Here is a 15,081-nt window from a genome sequence, read left to right on the forward strand (position 1 = left end):
GGCCTATGAAGGCGTCTGCATCGGCCGTTCCGGCGGTGGCCTCAACGAGAGCTTCACCGTGCGCAAGATTTCGTATGGCGAGGGCGTCGAGCGCGTGTTCCCGCTGATGTCGCCGATGATCGACTCGATCAAGGTGGTGCGCCGCGGCAAGGTGCGTCGCGCCAAGCTCTACTATCTCCGCAATCTCCGCGGCAAGTCGGCCCGCATCGTCGAGAAGCAGGACCGCGCCACCGCCGTCAACGAGTAAGCTCCGCCATCAGGCGAGTTTCGAAGAGCGCGGGGCGAAACCCCGCGCTTTTTTGTTGCCTCAGCCGTGCGCGTCAAAGGCCTCGCGCTTCTGAACTGGCCTGCTATATATTCCTGGAATGGTTCCAGATCAGACCAGCATGCAGCCCATCGAGCGCGTCGTCATCGACGATCGCTCGCGGCTGCCTGGCCGGTTCTTCGGACGCTTCGCGACCTCGGCAACGTCAGAGCTTAGTCCCGCAGCTTAAACGCTGCGCTGAAGACGACTTCGTTGCCCCGCGCGTGACCGCGCATACCGCTGACACACATTCCCGGAGCTGACGCTCATGTCCAAGCCGACCACATTGTACGACAAGATCTGGAACGACCATCTGGTGCACGAAGCCGATGACGGCACCTGCCTGCTGTATATCGATCGCCATCTGGTGCACGAGGTGACCTCGCCGCAGGCGTTCGAAGGCCTGCGCGCCACCGGCCGCAAGGTCCACGCGCCGGAAAAGACCCTCGCCGTCGTCGACCACAACGTGCCGACCACCGACCGCACCAAGCCGAACCCCGACCCTGAAAGCATCGAGCAGATCAAGGCGCTGGCCGAGAACGCCAAGGAATTCGGCATCGAATATTACGACGAGTTCGACAAGCGCCAGGGCGTCGTCCATGTCATCGGCCCCGAGCAGGGCTTTACGCTGCCCGGCACCACCATCGTCTGCGGTGACAGCCACACCTCGACCCATGGTGCGTTCGGCGCGCTCGCGCACGGCATCGGCACCTCCGAAGTCGAGCACGTGCTGGCGACGCAGACGCTGATCCAGAAGAAGGCGAAGAACATGCGCGTCACCGTCGACGGCAAATTGCCGGACGGCGTGACGGGCAAGGACATCATCCTGGCCATCATCGGCGAGATCGGCACCGCCGGCGGCACCGGCTACGTGCTGGAGTATGCCGGCGATGCGATCAGCGCGCTCAGCATGGAAGGCCGCATGACGGTCTGCAACATGTCGATCGAGGGCGGCGCGCGCGCCGGCCTGGTTGCGCCCGACCAGAAGGCGTTCGACTTCCTGCGCGGCCGTCCCAAGGCACCCAAGGGCGCCGACTGGGATGCGGCCATGCGCTACTGGGAGAAGCTGCGCTCCGACGACGGCGCGCATTTCGACCACGAGCTGCGGCTGGATGCGGCAAAGCTGCCGCCGATCGTGACCYGGGGCACCTCGCCTGAGGACGTCATCTCGGTGACCGGCATCGTGCCCGATCCGGACAAGATCGCGGACGAGGCCAAGCGTCTCTCCAAGCACCGCGCCTTGAAATATATGGGCCTGACCGCGGGCACCAAGATCACCGACATCAAGCTCGACCGCATCTTCATCGGCTCCTGCACCAATGGCCGCATCGAGGATCTGCGCGCCGCCGCCAAGATCGCGGAGGGCAAGCAGGTCTCGGCCCACGTCAATGCCATGGTGGTGCCGGGCTCCGGCCTCGTGAAGGAGCAGGCCGAAGCCGAAGGTCTGGACAAGATCTTCATCAAGGCCGGCTTCGAATGGCGCGAGCCGGGCTGCTCGATGTGCCTCGCCATGAACCCGGACAAGCTGAAGCCGGAAGAGCGCTGCGCCTCGACCTCGAACCGCAACTTCGAGGGCCGCCAGGGTTTCAAGGGCCGCACCCATCTGGTGTCGCCGGCGATGGCGGCGGCCGCCGCGATCGCGGGCCATTTCGTCGACGTCCGGGAGTGGCGCTAAGCCGCTCCCTGCAATTTGAGCTAAAGCGGCAAACGGCCGTTAATCGGCAGCGCCGACATTGTGTCCTCGCGACGGTTTCGCGAGGACACGCCTCATGACCAACAAGCCCGAATATGTCGACCTGATCGGCGAGGCGACACGCCAGCACCGGCGTCGCCCTGCGCCGCTGCGCATCGTCGCCAAGCCCGAGGTCGAGGAGACCTCGCGCCTCAGCCGCTGGCCGCCGGCGATGTTCAAGCAGTGGAAGCTGGAGAACCTCACACGCTGGAAGTCGGCGTCGTGGAAATTGAAGGATTGGCTGTAGCTAAGACGTCATTCCGGGATGGCGCGCAAGCGCCAGACCCGGAATCTCGAGATTCCGGGTTCTCGCTTTGCGAGCCCCGGAATGACGCAGGCTCGCGCTACCAATAGCGGTACGGATAGTGCCAGCGATGCCAGCGGCAGATGCGGCGCGGGCCGTAATAGGTCCAGATGATCCGGCAGCGGCGCGGATAGTGGTAATAGGGATAGTAGCCGCCGTAATAATAGCGCCGGTGGAAGTGGCGATAGCCGTAATGGGGACGATAGGCCCCGTAGCGATGAAATCCGCCATAGCGATGCAAGCCGCCGTAGCGATAACCGCCGCCGTGAAAGGCCGGCGCGGCACGGAAACCACCGCCGTGAAAACCACCGCCGCGGAAGCCGCCGAAATGTCCTCCACCACCATGGAAACCGCCGCCGCCGCGAAAACCGCCACCGCCGTGGAAGCCGCCACCATGTCCGCCATGCCCACCACCGCCGCCGCCATGGCGAACCTGCGTGATCATGTCGTCGGCCGCAGTCTTCGCCGCCGGCAACGGCGCCGGATTGATCGGAGTCAACGCCTCGGCACGACGCGCAGTCCCCGCCGACAGCATCAGCGTTGTGACGGCCGCAAGCCCGAGCAAGCGTAACGGGCTTGTCCCAACACCCAAAATCCTCAGCATGGAATTCTCCCTGAACCCGGACAGCGGCATTGCGGCGCAGCGTCTCGCGCCACCGGTGTTCATTCGGCTGTTCATTTGCGGTCGCGCCCAAGATTAAAATTAGGGATAGCGACGTGAACGCCTCATGAATGAACGAGTTTCCGGCAACGCGCTCCGGCGCAGTGCCGCGACGGGAGGAATTCTTGCCATGACTGTCTACGCGATCGCGCAATTGAAGATGACGGACCGCGCGGCGTATGACCGCTATCAGGCACGCTTCTTCGATGTGTTCAGGAAGTACAACGGACGGCTGCTGGCGGCCGACGAACATCCGCGTGTGCTCGAAGGCGCATGGCCCTATGACAAACTTGTCATGATGTCGTTTCCCGACGAAGCCGCGTTTCTCGCCTTCTCCAACTCACCCGACTACGAGGACATCTCGCGCGATCGCAAGGCAGGCGCGCAGGCGACCGTGCTGCTGGTGAAGGGATTTGCGCCTACCGGCTAGCGCCTCACCACCACGGTCCGAAACCGAGCACGAAGGGGGCGGGCACACCGTAGGGATAGGGACGGTAGTAGACGGGCCGCGCGTAGTAGCGCGGATCATGGGGCGCAGAATGCCGCGCAATGTCGTGGTGTCGCGCGTGTCGTCGCGCATCAAAAACTGCGATCCCCGCCGAGGCATCCGGCTTCGTCGTCCTCTGCATCGCGGAAGCGCGAGGCATACCGGCGGCGAGCCCAACGAGAACGGCCAATGCAATCCATCGCGTCATGACGACCTCCGCGCCTTGAGCATGCGGGCTTCACCAGGCCGTCTGCAAGTTAAAACAGGCCCGGCGGTGATGACGATGCCCGCGCCAATGATGACGGCGCCAATGGTGTTACGACACAAGGATTAGGGCCGAGCTCTGGAGCCTTGAGACTGAATAGGCTATGGATGAACGCGCTCCCGACGCGTGCAGAGCGCACGCAACAAGTTCCTGAGTCTCGGCGCAACATTTCAGGCGCCACCAAAACCGGCCGTCAGCGACGAACGTATCTTCTGGTCGAGCGAATGCAGGAGATGGTCATGCCGAATTCCAGCGGATTGCGGATATCTCGCCTCGCGATCGCAGCGAGCCTTGCGCTCGGCGCGGGCACGGCGCTTGCCGCGCAGGGGCCAGGCGTCGAGGCCGGTGCGGCGAGCCCGTTCACACAATTGGTGATGGCGATCCTGGTTTATGGCGCGTCCGCAGCGATCGTCGGCGCCGGACTGCTCGGCGCGCTGCGCGGGCAGTAAGTCTGCCTCAGCCCCGGCGCCAGTAGCAGCTCATACGCGGCACGATCACTGTGCCGCTCGGCCGGTATTCCTGCACATAGGTCGCGTTGCACACGCGGACCGCATCGGGACCCGGATAGTAGCGCGGATAGACGCCGTCCGGGCTGTAATAGGGGGTGACGCGCAAGCGCGCCTGGGGCCGCTTGCGCGGCGGCGGGCCGTCGGGCGGGGCGGCCTGGGCCAACCGGACGTCGGGACCGGCCGTCTGGGCTTCGGCGCTACCGCAAAATGGCGAAAACAACCCCATGCCAAGTAGAACCAGTACCGCTGTTCCCGCCCGCATCGCACCACCCACCTGAAACGTCCCCATCGAGGTGCCGTACGCTCCCCGTTTTGGCGGCGCCCGTCAACCTCGCCGCGCTTATAAAGCGGGATGCATCGCCGGGGAACCCGCGCTAAGGAGAGAGCATGTGGACGGAATTGAAAGCGCCCTCGCTGGCCGAGATGGAAGCGACGGCACACGGGATCTTCGAGCGCCTGCCCGCGCAATTTCGCAAGCTCTGCGAGGGCGTGATCATCCGCGTCGACGACTTCCCGACCGAGGAGGTGCTCGACGAGATGGAATGCGAGAGCGAGTTCGACCTGCTCGGCCTGTTCCAGGGCGTCGGCCTGCCGCAGCAGAGCTTTGGCGACGTGGCGCGGCTGCCCAACATGGTCTGGCTCTACCGCCGGCCGATCCTGGACTATTGGGCCGAGCACGAGGAAAGCCTCGGCCATATCGTCCGCCACGTCCTGATCCATGAGATCGGCCACCATTTCGGCCTCTCGGACGACGATATGGCGGCGATTGAGGCTCAGGCAGACTAGATCTGCCGAATTCGGCCTAGGATTCGGGCCCCGATCGCGATAAATACGCTTTCCCCTGAACCCACCCCGGGAAGCGCAACCATGGACAAGTTCACTACGCTGGAGGGCGTCGCGGCGCCGCTGAAGATCATCAATGTCGACACCGACATGATCATTCCGAAGCAGTACCTCAAGACCATCAAGCGCACCGGCCTTGGCAAGGGGCTCTTCTCCGAGCAGCGCTACAAGGACGACGGCAGCGAGAACCCGGATTTCGTCCTCAACCAGCCGGCCTATCGCAATTCGAAGGTGCTGGTCGCCGGTGACAATTTCGGCTGCGGCTCGAGCCGCGAGCACGCGCCCTGGGCGCTGCTCGATTTCGGCATCCGCTGCGTGATCTCGACCTCGTTCGGCGACATCTTCTACAACAACTGCTTCAAGAACGGCATTCTGCCGATCCGCGTTGCCCAGGAAGACCTCGACAAGCTGTTCGACGACGCCGAGCGCGGCGCCAATGCGACGCTGACGATCGACCTGCCGAACCAGGAGATCCGCGGTCCCGACGGCGGCAAGGTCAAGTTCGAGATCGATCCGTTCCGCAAGCACTGCCTGATCAACGGCCTCGACGACATCGGTCTCACGATGGAGAAGAAGTCGTCCATCGACACCTATGAGGAGAAGCTCAAGCGCGAACGCGCCTGGGCCTGATCTCGATATCCGGTTCAAGCCCCGGTGCTGATAGCGCCGGGGCTTTTTCTTTGCCCTGATTATCCCCTATAGCTTCGCGCATGCTGCCCGACATCGTCACCTTCTGGCACGGCCCGATGGACGCACTGCGCCAGACCTGTCTGCGCTCGCAGCTTGCGGCCGGCCACAGGGTCACGGTGTACAGCTTCGACACCATTCCCGGCCTGCCCGCGGGCATCGAGAACGCGGACGCCGAGGCGATCCTGCCGCATGCCTTTTCCGAGCGACTGCGGCCGCCGMAGCCGGATGGAAGCTGGCGCGACTGGACCACGCTCCAGTTCAGCGACTTCTTCCGCATGAAGTTGATGGCCAAGAGTGCCGGTCTCTGGCTCGATGCCGACGTGCTGCTCTTGAAGCCGGCCGTGATCGATCCCGCAAAACCTTATTTCGCCTGGGAGCGGCCGCGCCAGCTCGGCAACTCCGTGATCTATCTGCCGCCCGAGCACGGCATCGTTGCCGCTTTCGAAGAGCTGATGGAGCAGGAAGAGCTGACGCCGAACTGGCTGTCGGTGCGCCACCGCATCACGTTTATGATGCGCCGCCTGCGCGGCGGCTCGAACCGCCTCTCGGACATCCGCGTCGCGATCTTCGGACCCGCGGCACTCACCGCACTCGCGCGCCGCACCGGCGAATTGCAGAATGCGCTGCCGAAGCAGTCGTTCTATGCGGTGCATGCCGAGCCAAAACTGTTCTTCGATCCCTCGAGCTATCTCGGCCTCGTCACCGACCCCGCGATCATCGGCCTGCACATCTCGCCCAAGGGCCGCGGCGGCGAGAAGCCGATCCCGGGCAGCCTGTATGCGTGGGCTGCGGAGCGGTTTGCGTAGCCGCCAGTTCTCCGCTGTCGTCCCGGCGAAGGCCGGGACCCATAACCACAGAGGGCGGTTTGGCGAAGACTCTCAGTTACATCGTACGATGGCAACGCGCACCGCGCGCCATCGATCGAGCCCGCGGTATGGGTCCCGGCCTTCGCCGGGACGACGACGGCGGTTGTTGCGATGCTGTCGCAACGCGTGCCAGGACACACGCGCCGAATTTGATCCAGCGCAACGCGCGTCTGCACCATCGTGCTCTATTCGGCTCCAATCGCACGCGCCCAACGGAGCTTCGCATGAGCACCGCAAGCAGGCCTTATCCCATCGTTCAGGACCTCATCGAGTCCTTTGCTTCCTGGCTGAAGCACCGCCGCGAGCTGAACGAAATACGGCAGCTCGATCGCTCCGAGTTCGATCGGATCGCAGGCGATCTCAGGATTGCGCCCGATGATCTCGAAGAGCTGGTTCGCCACGGCAAGCACGCCGCCGACGAACTGCCGAAGATGCTGGAACAGCTCGGCATCAATGCCGAAGGGCTCGGCCGCGCACAGCCGCTGCTGCTGCGCGACATGGTGCGGGTCTGCTCGCTCTGCAATAGCAAGGGACAATGCGACCGCGACCTCGCCAGCGGCACTGCCGCAGAGAACTACCACGGCTACTGTGCGAATGCCTCGACGCTGGAGTCGCTCGATCGCGCCGACCTCGCGCCGCGCTAAGACTTGCTCATCGCCGCAATCGCATCCGCGATCTCGATCGTGCGCCGCGCCATGTCGGCGTGCAGTCGCTCCACCATTGCGCCGTCGAGCCGGATCGCGCCGCGCGAGACGTTCTCCGGCAATTCGAATGCCGCGATGATTTTGCGCGCACGCGCGACTTCCTCCTCGGGCGGGGTGAAGATGGCGTTGCAGGCGTCGATCTGCGAGGGGTGGATCAGCGTCTTGCCGTCGAAGCCGAGATCGCGGCCCTGGGCGCATTCGGTGGCGAAGCCGTCGGAATTGGCAATGTCGCTGTAGGGGCCGTCGAGAATTTCGAGGCCATGGGCGCGCGTCGCCAGGATACAGTGGGTGATCATCGGAATCATCGCGGCGCGACCCGGCAGCATTTTGATCCGCGTCTCGCGCGAGATGTCGTTCGGCCCGAACACGAAACCCGACAGGCGCGTCTTCGGATCGCGCCCGGCGGCGGCCAGCTCCTCGGCATGCAGCACCGCGCGCGCGGTCTCGATCATGGCCCAGACCTTCACGGTCGGCGCGGCGCCAAGTTCGGCGAGGCGGCGGCCGATCGTGTCGAGATCTTCGACGCTCGAGACTTTTGGAACCAGGATGCCGTCCGGCGAAGCTTTTGCGGCCATCGCGACGTCATCGGCCCACCAGGGCGTGTCGAGGCCGTTGGTCCGGATCAAAATCTCGCGCTTGCCGAACCCCTTGTCCGCGATCGCGGCGGCGATGCCGTCACGCGCCACCCCCTTGAGGTCGGGGGCGACGGAATCTTCCAGATCGAGGATCAGGCCGTCGGCCGGCAGGTTCTGGGCCTTTTCCAGCGCGCGGGGGTTGGAGCCGGGCATGAACAGATGGCTGCGGCGCGGGCGGGTCATGCAAGCGTTCCCTTGAGGTTTTCCGTGTTCTGACCAAAGCCGATAGCATCTGGCCTGCCTATTCGAAAGGCTTGTTCGCTCCCCGGGTCTATGGTTAGGCATAGGTCATGATCACGTTCCCTCAGCACTTGCTGGAAGGCTACAAGGCCTTCGCCACCCAGCGGCTGCCGACCGAGCAGACCCGCTACCGCGACCTGTCGGTGAGGGGGCAGTCGCCGGAAGTGATGGTGATCGGCTGCTGCGACTCGCGCGTCTCGCCCGAGGTGATCTTCGACGTCGGCCCCGGCGAGCTCTTCGTCGTCCGCAACATCGCCAATCTCGTGCCGGTGTATCAGCCCGACGGCAATGCGCACGGCGTCTCGGCGGCGCTGGAATACGCGGTCACGGTGCTGCGCATCAAGCACATCGTCGTGCTCGGGCACGCCCAATGCGGCGGCATCCGCGCCTTCGTCGACAAGATCGAGCCGCTCACGCCCGGCGATTTCATCGGCAAATGGATGCAGATGTTCATCAAGCCGGGGGAGATCGTCGAGCAGCGCGACCACGAGACGATGGCGCAATTCGTCGAGCGCATCGAGAAGGCCGCGGTGTTCCGCAGCCTGGAAAACCTGATGACGTTCCCGTTCGTGCGCAAGGCGGTCGATGCCGGCCAGATGCAGCTCCACGGCGCCTATTTCGGCGTCGCGGAGGGATCGCTGTTCGTGCTGGACCAGGTCGCGAAGGAATTTCGCAGCGTCAGGGACGCGGCGTAGGCCGCTCTTGTAGGGTGGGTTAGCCGAAGGCGTAACCCACCATGTCTGTCACCGCGGAAAGTAAAGAGGTGGGTTACGCTTCGCTAACCCACCCTACGAAGCAACGCTTCCCTTACGCCGCCTTCTTCTTCGCGCTGATCAGCTTGCGGTTGATCAGGACTTCGGCGATCTGGATCGCGTTGAGCGCGGCGCCCTTGCGCAGATTGTCCGACACGCACCACAGCACCAGGCCGTTCTCCACCGTCGCATCCTCGCGGATGCGGCTGATATAGGTGGCGTCCTCGCCGGCCGCTTCATACGGCGTGGCGTAGCCGCCGGGCTCCTGCTTGTCGATGACGAGGCAGCCCGGCGCCTTGCGCAGGATGTCGCGCGCTTCATCGGCCGTGATCGGGTTCTCGAACTCGATGTTGACGGCCTCGGAGTGGCCGACGAACACCGGCACGCGCACGCAGGTCGCGGAAAGCTTGATCCTGGGATCAAGAATCTTCTTGGTCTCCATCATCATCTTCCACTCTTCCTTGGTGTAGCCGTCCTCCATGAAGACGTCGATGTGGGGGATGACGTTGAAAGCGATGCGCTTGGGGAATTTCTTCGCGATCAGCTCGCTGTTGGTGTAGACGGCCTTGGTCTGCGAGAACAGTTCGTCCATCGCGTCCTTGCCGGCGCCGGACACCGATTGATAGGTCGAGACCACGACGCGCTTGATCGTCGCCTTGTCGTGCAACGGCTTCAGCGCGACCACGAGCTGCGCGGTCGAGCAGTTCGGGTTGGCGATGATGTTCTTCTTGGCGAAGCCCTTGGCCGCGTCCGCGTTCACTTCCGGCACGATCAGCGGCACGTCCGGGTCCATGCGCCAGGCCGAGGAATTGTCGATCACGACCGTGCCGGCGGCGCCGATCTTCGGCGACCATTCCTTCGACACCTCACCGCCCGCCGACATCAGGCAGATGTCGACGTCGGAGAAGTCGTAATGCTCGAGCGCTTTGACCTTCAGGGTGCGGTCGCCATAGGAGACCTCGACGCCGACGCTGCGGCGTGACGCCAATACGACGACCTCGTCCGCGGGGAATTTGCGCTCATCGAGGATGTTGAGCATTTCCCGTCCGACATTGCCGGTCGCGCCGACCACTGCGACTTTGTAACCCATCGTTCACTCTCCGATGAAAAAGCCCTTTCCTGAAGCTGACGCTTAAACAGGAAGAGCAGCGCTTCTATGCGAGAACCGGCCTCAAGACAACGTTGGACCATGCCTGAAGGCCGTGGATGCAGTCGCCTGAGGCCAGCACGGCCGCAACGCCCACCCAGATCCATCTTGCGCTCGCCAATTTCGCCGATGAGGTCGTGGGCACGCTGGCGCGCCTGTTCGCCTATGTGGGGGTTTTGGTGCTGTTTGCCATCCTCGGGCTTGCCGCGCTCGGCCAGTTGCCGAGCCTGCGCGACGACGAGCCGGGGATGAAGCCGGGCTGGAGCGTCGCTGACCGCTCGCATCCGGCCTTTGCCGTCAGCCGAATGGATTCATCCGATAAATCAGCCGCTTACACTATCTTTCGGCACCCCGAGGGCGGCCGCAGGGACGTGCTGCGCTGGACCGGCGAGGCGGACCGGCCGCTCGCCGAGCTCGAAATCTACCGGCCAGGGGGCGAATTCGACCTGGCTCGTCCGGCCGCCGCCGATCTGGCCATCCAGATGGGCCTTCCGCTAGGCCTCGGCGCCGAGGCGCCGCTCGAGCAAGCCGGCATGATCGACACGAAATTCGGACCCGTTGCGCTGTTCCGTCCCAGCGCCACGGCGAAGGGGAGGCAGACCTGCCTCGGCTATCTCAAGCGCAACGAGGACCCTGCGCTCCAGATCTCCGGCTTCTCCTGCCAGGGCGACACCGTGCCGGCCCGGCGCGCCGCGATCGCCTGCACGCTGAACCGGCTGACGCTGCTCACATCGGGCAACGAGCCGAAGCTGGCGGAATTGTTCGCCCACGCCGAGCTCAAGCGCCGCTCTTGCGACCCCGCCGGCTCATCCGACTGGCTGCTGGGCGCCGCGAACGCGCAATTGCGCGGGGCGCTTTGACCGGCATCAAGCTCAAGTGGCTGGTTTCCATGCAACTTTTGCCGGCACGCACGATTATTCCGGCGTGGTGTGACCCAATAGACCTAGTTGCGGCCGCCCCGGCCGGGCTAGTATGGGGTCGAAATCGATTGGCGGCTTGCCGCCTGAAGGGGACGTGATGAGCTCGAATTTCTCTGCCGCGAACAAACTGGCGATGTGGCTTGCGGCCGGCGCCGTGGTTGCCATGTCCTCAGCCCTCGCGACACCAGCCTCGGCCGACACCAAGAAGCAGCGTTATGACAACGGCCGTCCCTATTACGGCCCGAGCGGCCCCAACGCGGTCTATCAGCAGGGTCGCACCCGCCTCTATGTGAGCAAGCGCTCCTGGCTCGACGGCGGCACCGAGGTCAATCCGGGCGACCGCAAGTTCTCCGACTACGCTTTCCCGCCGGCGATCGGCTATCCGACCTTCGCCCGCGAGAACAACAACCGCCCGATCGATCGCCAGCCGCTGAGCACGCCGGCCGACGTCGGCGGCTATCCGCGGAATTTCCCGCTGTACTGAAGCGGACCTATCTCCCGAATCAAAATGGCCGGGCTCACGCCCGGCCATTTTTATTGGTGAAGATGCGTCCGCTTTACGCGTTGGCTGCCGGGTCGTAGCGCCTGCAGAATTCTTCGATCGCCTCGGAGCGAAAATCAGCGAGGCGCTCGAAGATGAGCTCGTCCGGCCAATCCCACCAGGCGATACGGCGCAGGCTTTCCGCGACGGAATCATCGAAGCGCTTGCGGATGGGGCGCGCGGGAACGCCGCCGACGATCGTGTAGGGCGGCACATCGCGGCTGACGACCGCGCCTGCGGCGATCACCGCGCCGTCGCCGACCGTGACGCCCGGCAGCAGGATGGCGGCGTGCCCGATCCAGACATCATTGCCGATGATCACGCGGTCGCCGCGGCGGTCCGCGAAGAAGTCGCGGTCGCGCGTCGCGCTCGCCTCGTAATATTCCGGGACATAGGTGAAGCGATGCTGGGACGGACGGCCCATCGGATGGTTCGGCGCGCCGATCCGCACCGAATTGGCGATGGCGGTGAATTTTCCGATTCCCGCGTCGGCGACCTCGCAATTCTCGCCGAGATAGGAGTAGTCGCCGAGCGAGGAAAATTCGATGCGCGTGTTGGCGAGGATCTCGCAGCGCCGCCCGATCTGCGCCTCGCGCTGGCGCACCGTCTCATGGATGATGGTTTCCGCGATCTTGGGGCGGGGCGAGGTATCCATGAAGCGGCTCCGATGACGTCGTAGCCCGGGTGAGCGTAGCGATTCCCGGGAACACGGCAGGCAAGATTCCGGATGTCGCTTCGCTCATCCGGGCTACGATTAATCGCTTGGCTGTAGGGTGGGCAAAGGCGCGCTTGCGCCGTGCCCACCATCTTTAGAAGTGGTGGGCACGCTCTCGCTTTGCCCACCCTACAATTGCAGTGCAAGCCTTACGCGTGCAGCTTCTGCAATTCCTTCAAAATCGCTTCGCCCATCTGCGTGGTCGAGGCGGCGGTGGTGCCGTCCGACTTGATGTCGGCGGTGCGCAGGCCGCTGGCCAGCACCGCGGCGATCGCCTGGTCCAGCTTGTCGGCGAGCGCGCCCAGGTCGAAGGAGTAGCGCAACGCCATGCCGAAGGACGAGATCATCGCAATCGGGTTGGCGAGGCCTTGGCCGGCGATATCGGGCGCCGAGCCGTGCACGGGCTCATACAGCGCCTTGCGCTTCTTGCTCTTGACGTCGACCTCGCCGAGCGAGGCCGAGGGCAGCATGCCGAGCGAGCCGGTGAGCATCGCAGCGATGTCGGACAGCATGTCGCCGAACAGATTGTCGGTGACGATGACGTCGAACTGCTTGGGCCATTTCACCAGCATCATGCCGCCGGAATCGGCGAGCTGATGTTCCAGCGTCACGTCGGCATATTCGCGCTTGTGGACCTGCGTCACCACCTCGTTCCAGAGCACGCCCGACTTCATGACGTTGCGCTTCTCCATCGACGTCACCTTGTTCTTGCGCTTCTTGGCAAGGTCGAAGGCGACGCGGGCGATGCGCTCGATCTCATAAGTGTCGTAGACCTGGGTATCGATGGCGCGCTTCTGGCCGTTGCCGAGATCGGTGATGGTCTTGGGCTCGCCGAAATAGACGCCGCCGGTGAGCTCGCGCACGATGACGATGTCGAGGCCTTCGATCGCCTCGCGCTTCAGGCTCGAGGCATCGGCCAGCGCCGGATAGCACACCGCGGGACGGAGGTTGGCGAACAGGCCGAGATCCTTGCGCAGGCGCAGCAGGCCGGCTTCGGGGCGCACCTCATAGGGCACCGCATCCCATTTCGGGCCGCCGACCGCGCCGAAAATGATCGCATCGGCGTCCTTGGCCTTGGCCATGTCGCCCTCGGAGATCGACACCTTGTGCGCGTCATAGGCCGAACCGCCGACGAGGCCGGTATCGGTCTCGAATTTGGCGATCCCGGCCGTATTGAGCCAGTCGATCAGCCGCTTCACCTCGCCCATCACCTCGGGGCCGATACCGTCGCCGGGGAGCAGCAGCAGTTTGTGGGTCGCCATGGTCAGATCCTTCTCAATCCTCTCTCGTCATTCCGGGGCGCGAGCAAAGCGAGCGAGCCCGGAATCCATCAGGCCACGCAACAAGTGGCGGAATGGATTCCGGGCTCGCGCCAAGAGGCGCGCCCCGGAATGACGGCCGGCCGGAGTGCTAGAGCGGCCTTGCGCGCTTGGCAAGACACCATTGCCGCTTCGCCGCTGTGCAAGGCGGGCAGGGCCTGCCACAATCATGCTGCCGGAGTAGCCCTTGCGCACCGCTGACCGCCCCCTGCCCGACGCGCACCCCGCGCGGCTGATCCTGATCCTGTCGCTGGCTGCGACGGTCGGGCTCGGCATCGGTCGTTTTGCTTATGCGCTGGTGCTGCCGGACATGCGCGATAGCCTGAACTGGTCCTACTCGGCGGCCGGTTTCATGAACACCATCAATGCCGTCGGCTATCTCGTGGGCGCGCTGATGGCGTCCCGGCTGATCCGGCGCGTCGGCTGGTCGGCCGCGATCCGCGGCGGAACCCTGGCTTGCCTCGCCGCGCTCGCGACTTGCGCGCTGACCGGGAATTTTTTCGCGCTGAGCCTGGCGCGGCTGGTGCTGGGCATCGGCGCCGCGGCCGGCTTCGTCGCCGGCGGCGCACTCGCCGCCACCATCGCGCAGTCGCATCCCGAGCGCGCCAATTTCCTGCTCAGCCTGTTCTATGCCGGCCCCGGCGCCGGCATTCTCGCCTCCGGGCTCATCGCGCCTTTCACGCTGCAATGGTTCGGGCCGGGCTCGTGGTGGATCGTGTGGTGGGCGCTGACGCTGCTCTCCGCCGTGATGACCGTCCCGCTGTTCCTGGTCCGTATCGAGAGCAAGGCGCGCTTCACCGAAGCCAGCCATGCCTCCTTTGCGATTGTCCCGGTGCTGGTCTACCTGGCCGGCTACTTCCTGTTCGGCGCGGGCTACATCGCCTACATGACCTTCATGATCGCCTATGTCCGCGACGGCGGCGGCGATGCGACGGCGCAGGCCGCGTTCTGGGGCCTGATCGGCGTCAGCGCCTTCGTGACGCCCTGGGTCTGGCGCGGTGTGCTCGCGCTCGACCGCGGCGGACTCGCAACCGCCATCATCCTCGGCACCAATGCGCTCGGCGCCGGCCTGCCGATGCTGGGACATTCGACGGCCTGGCTGGCTGTCTCCGCAGTCGTGTTCGGCGTCGCCTTCTTCGCCGTCGTCAACTCGACCACGGCCTTCGTGCGCTTCAACTATCCGCCCGAGGTTTGGCCGACCGCGATCGCGGCAATGACGATCTCCTTCGGCATCGGCCAGACACTCGGGCCGATCGCGGTCGGCGCGATCACGGATGCGCTCGGGAGCTTGAGTTACGCGCTCAATGTATCGGCGGCGCTGCTGGCGCTGGGGGCGGTTGCGGCGCTGTGCCAGCGGAAGGTGGGGGCGAAGGCTTCCTCATAGATGCTGTTGTCCCGGCGAAGGCCGGGACCCATAACCCCAGGGAGCAGTTTGGCGAAGACTCGC

The 15,081-nt window shown here is 64.7% G+C and carries 19 protein-coding genes; 13 read left to right on the forward strand and 6 right to left on the reverse strand.

Annotated elements, in window-relative coordinates; all coding sequences use genetic code 11:
* The 3 genes from rplS to ACXJL8_RS14160 form a co-directional block, all read left to right on the forward strand.
* Positions 1 to 247, forward strand: a 247-nt coding sequence (gene rplS, locus ACXJL8_RS14150) for a 50S ribosomal protein L19 (RefSeq protein ID WP_456685127.1), incomplete at its 5' end; no start/stop codon positions are given.
* A gap of 325 nt (positions 248 to 572) precedes the next feature.
* Complete coding sequence (gene leuC / locus ACXJL8_RS14155) at positions 573 to 1,979, forward strand: 3-isopropylmalate dehydratase large subunit (RefSeq protein ID WP_456685128.1); 1,407 nt, start codon at positions 573 to 575, stop codon at positions 1,977 to 1,979.
* Between the two features lie 94 nt (positions 1,980 to 2,073).
* Complete coding sequence (locus ACXJL8_RS14160; RefSeq protein WP_456620840.1) at positions 2,074 to 2,283, forward strand: hypothetical protein; 210 nt, start codon at positions 2,074 to 2,076, stop codon at positions 2,281 to 2,283.
* Positions 2,284 to 2,380: 97 nt separating this feature from the next.
* On the opposite strand, the gene ACXJL8_RS14165 is transcribed toward ACXJL8_RS14160, so the two are convergent.
* Positions 2,381 to 2,944 (reverse strand): hypothetical protein, encoded by a 564-nt coding sequence (locus tag ACXJL8_RS14165; protein ID WP_456620839.1) that lies wholly within the window; start codon positions 2,942 to 2,944, stop codon positions 2,381 to 2,383.
* A 187-nt stretch (positions 2,945 to 3,131) separates the two neighbouring features.
* Here ACXJL8_RS14165 and ACXJL8_RS14170 point away from each other — a divergent pair, with 187 nt between their 5' ends.
* Positions 3,132 to 3,431 (forward strand): DUF1330 domain-containing protein, encoded by a 300-nt coding sequence (locus ACXJL8_RS14170; RefSeq protein WP_456620838.1) that lies wholly within the window; start codon positions 3,132 to 3,134, stop codon positions 3,429 to 3,431.
* A gap of 561 nt (positions 3,432 to 3,992) precedes the next feature.
* Positions 3,993 to 4,202, forward strand: a complete 210-nt coding sequence (locus ACXJL8_RS14175; RefSeq protein WP_456620837.1) for a hypothetical protein — start codon at positions 3,993 to 3,995, stop codon at positions 4,200 to 4,202.
* Positions 4,203 to 4,209: 7 nt separating this feature from the next.
* Here the strand turns inward: ACXJL8_RS14175 and ACXJL8_RS14180 are convergent, their stop codons facing one another.
* Complete coding sequence (locus ACXJL8_RS14180; protein ID WP_456620880.1) at positions 4,210 to 4,488, reverse strand: hypothetical protein; 279 nt, start codon at positions 4,486 to 4,488, stop codon at positions 4,210 to 4,212.
* 161 nt (positions 4,489 to 4,649) lie between these two features.
* Between ACXJL8_RS14180 and ACXJL8_RS14185 the strand changes: the two genes are divergently transcribed.
* From ACXJL8_RS14185 to ACXJL8_RS14200, 4 genes are all read left to right on the forward strand, one after another.
* The gene (locus ACXJL8_RS14185) at positions 4,650 to 5,048 is read left to right on the forward strand and encodes a metallopeptidase family protein (protein WP_456620836.1); all 399 of its coding nucleotides are present in this window, start codon (positions 4,650 to 4,652) and stop codon (positions 5,046 to 5,048) included.
* Between the two features lie 81 nt (positions 5,049 to 5,129).
* A complete protein-coding gene (gene leuD / locus ACXJL8_RS14190) occupies positions 5,130 to 5,735 on the forward strand; it encodes a 3-isopropylmalate dehydratase small subunit (RefSeq protein WP_456620835.1) in 606 nt (201 codons plus the stop codon).
* 80 nt (positions 5,736 to 5,815) lie between these two features.
* The gene (locus tag ACXJL8_RS14195) at positions 5,816 to 6,601 is read left to right on the forward strand and encodes a hypothetical protein (protein ID WP_456685129.1); all 786 of its coding nucleotides are present in this window, start codon (positions 5,816 to 5,818) and stop codon (positions 6,599 to 6,601) included.
* A gap of 284 nt (positions 6,602 to 6,885) precedes the next feature.
* Positions 6,886 to 7,305, forward strand: coding sequence for a DUF6455 family protein (locus tag ACXJL8_RS14200; RefSeq protein WP_456620833.1), 420 nt, complete (start codon positions 6,886 to 6,888; stop codon positions 7,303 to 7,305).
* Here the strand turns inward: ACXJL8_RS14200 and ACXJL8_RS14205 are convergent.
* Positions 7,302 to 8,183 (reverse strand): HpcH/HpaI aldolase/citrate lyase family protein, encoded by an 882-nt coding sequence (locus tag ACXJL8_RS14205; RefSeq protein ID WP_456620832.1) that lies wholly within the window; start codon positions 8,181 to 8,183, stop codon positions 7,302 to 7,304. The genes ACXJL8_RS14200 and ACXJL8_RS14205 overlap by 4 nt on opposite strands.
* Positions 8,184 to 8,290: 107 nt before the next feature.
* Here ACXJL8_RS14205 and ACXJL8_RS14210 point away from each other — a divergent pair, with 107 nt between their 5' ends.
* Positions 8,291 to 8,935, forward strand: a complete 645-nt coding sequence (locus ACXJL8_RS14210) for a carbonic anhydrase (RefSeq protein ID WP_456620831.1) — start codon at positions 8,291 to 8,293, stop codon at positions 8,933 to 8,935.
* Positions 8,936 to 9,047: 112 nt separating this feature from the next.
* Here ACXJL8_RS14210 and ACXJL8_RS14215 read toward each other — a convergent pair whose 3' ends face one another.
* Positions 9,048 to 10,082, reverse strand: a complete 1,035-nt coding sequence (locus tag ACXJL8_RS14215) for an aspartate-semialdehyde dehydrogenase (RefSeq protein WP_456620830.1) — start codon at positions 10,080 to 10,082, stop codon at positions 9,048 to 9,050.
* A gap of 116 nt (positions 10,083 to 10,198) precedes the next feature.
* Here ACXJL8_RS14215 and ACXJL8_RS14220 point away from each other — a divergent pair, with 116 nt between their 5' ends.
* Both ACXJL8_RS14220 and ACXJL8_RS14225 read left to right on the forward strand, forming a co-directional pair.
* Positions 10,199 to 10,999: a hypothetical protein gene (locus tag ACXJL8_RS14220; protein ID WP_456620829.1), complete on the forward strand. Its 801-nt coding sequence runs from the start codon at positions 10,199 to 10,201 to the stop codon at positions 10,997 to 10,999.
* 157 nt (positions 11,000 to 11,156) lie between these two features.
* Positions 11,157 to 11,543 (forward strand): hypothetical protein, encoded by a 387-nt coding sequence (locus ACXJL8_RS14225; protein ID WP_456620828.1) that lies wholly within the window; start codon positions 11,157 to 11,159, stop codon positions 11,541 to 11,543.
* Positions 11,544 to 11,616: 73 nt separating this feature from the next.
* Here ACXJL8_RS14225 and ACXJL8_RS14230 read toward each other — a convergent pair whose 3' ends face one another.
* Together ACXJL8_RS14230 and leuB are read right to left on the reverse strand one after the other, a co-directional pair.
* The gene (locus ACXJL8_RS14230; RefSeq protein ID WP_456620827.1) at positions 11,617 to 12,255 is read right to left on the reverse strand and encodes a DapH/DapD/GlmU-related protein; all 639 of its coding nucleotides are present in this window, start codon (positions 12,253 to 12,255) and stop codon (positions 11,617 to 11,619) included.
* Between the two features lie 209 nt (positions 12,256 to 12,464).
* The gene (gene leuB / locus ACXJL8_RS14235; RefSeq protein WP_456620826.1) at positions 12,465 to 13,577 is read right to left on the reverse strand and encodes a 3-isopropylmalate dehydrogenase; all 1,113 of its coding nucleotides are present in this window, start codon (positions 13,575 to 13,577) and stop codon (positions 12,465 to 12,467) included.
* Positions 13,578 to 13,821: 244 nt separating this feature from the next.
* On the opposite strand from leuB, the gene ACXJL8_RS14240 reads away from it, so the two are divergent.
* Positions 13,822 to 15,018, forward strand: coding sequence for a YbfB/YjiJ family MFS transporter (locus tag ACXJL8_RS14240; protein ID WP_456620825.1), 1,197 nt, complete (start codon positions 13,822 to 13,824; stop codon positions 15,016 to 15,018).
* The last annotated feature ends 63 nt before the right edge of the window (positions 15,019 to 15,081 follow it).

Source organism: Bradyrhizobium sp. P5_C11_2 (genome assembly GCF_054049755.1).